We start from the raw sequence: 1,348 nt of genomic DNA on the forward strand, positions 1-1,348 counted from the left end.
CGGTATTCAGATGAAGCACCAGCAATAAATGGCATGACAGTCACCCTAAGGCCCAGCGATGTGCTGCATATTCCAGGACTTGGCTTTGACGGTTTGGTGGGGTACTCTCCCATTGCTATGGCTAAAAACGCCATCGGGCTTGCAATGGCAACTGAAGAATACGGAGCCAAGTTTTTTGCCAACGGTGCTGCACCGGGCGGAGTCCTTGAACATCCCGGCACCATTAAAGATCCACAAAAGGTCAAAGAGAGCTGGAACATGGCCTATCAGGGAAGCAGTAACGCTCACCGGGTAGCCGTTTTAGAAGAAGGCATGAAGTACCAGCCAATAGGTATTTCACCGGAACAAGCGCAGTTTTTAGAAACAAGGAAGTTTCAAATCAATGAAATCGCTCGCATTTTTCGTGTGCCTCCGCACATGGTGGGAGATCTTGAAAAGTCGAGCTTTTCTAATATTGAGCAGCAGTCACTAGAGTTTGTAAAATACACCCTTGACCCTTGGGTAATCCGCTGGGAACAGGCTATCAGCCGCTCTCTTTTACGGACTGATGAAAAGAAGCTTCTATTTGCCAAATTTAATGTGGATGGGCTGCTTCGAGGTGACTATACTAGCCGAATGAACGGGTATGCGATAGGAATACAGAATGGCTTTATGTGCCCTAATGATGCAAGAGCATTAGAAGATATGGACTTGATACCTGATGAGCTAGGTGGAAACAAATTCTTGTGCAATGGCAACATGGTGGATTTAGCTCGGGCTGGATACTGGAGTAATAAGTATGGCGAGGGTTGATATGGTACGCAAAGACCAATTTTTACAGAAATGGAGGGAACCGAATGAAGAAATTCTGGAACTGGGTACGTGATGAAGATTCAGAATCACGAACTCTCTACCTAAACGGCGTGATAGCCGAGGAAAGCTGGTTTGAAGATGATGTGACCCCGGTTGCCTTTAAGGAAGAATTGTTAAGCGGCAAAGGAGATATCATTGTCTGGATCAACTCTCCCGGAGGCGATTGCATCGCTGCAGCACAGATTTACAATATGCTAATGGACTACAAGGGCAATGTCACAGTTAAGATTGACGGAATTGCCGCATCAGCAGCATCAGTGATTTCCATGGCGGGAACAAAAGTTCTAATGTCCCCAACTTCCCTGATGATGCTCCACAATCCTTTCACTATCGCCATTGGAGACAGTGAAGAAATGCAAAAAGCAATCGGTATGCTAAATGAAGTAAAAGAAAGCATCATCAATGCCTATGAAATCAAAACCGGCTTATCAAGAACCAGGCTCTCCCACCTCATGGATGCAGAAACATGGCTCAACGCTAATAAGGCAATTGAACT

2 protein-coding genes are annotated in these 1,348 nt (G+C 45.7%); both read left to right on the forward strand.

Annotation, left to right across the window (positions count from 1 at the left end):
• Positions 1–792 (forward strand): phage portal protein (locus tag B3W37_RS07300; protein WP_483175205.1); only part of this gene is annotated, 792 nt, incomplete at its 5' end.
• A 44-nt stretch (positions 793–836) separates the two neighbouring features.
• The coding region (locus B3W37_RS07305) for a head maturation protease, ClpP-related (protein WP_483175207.1) at positions 837–1,348 on the forward strand (512 nt) is incomplete at its 3' end.

Source organism: Syntrophomonas sp. UBA5494, from assembly GCF_002426325.1.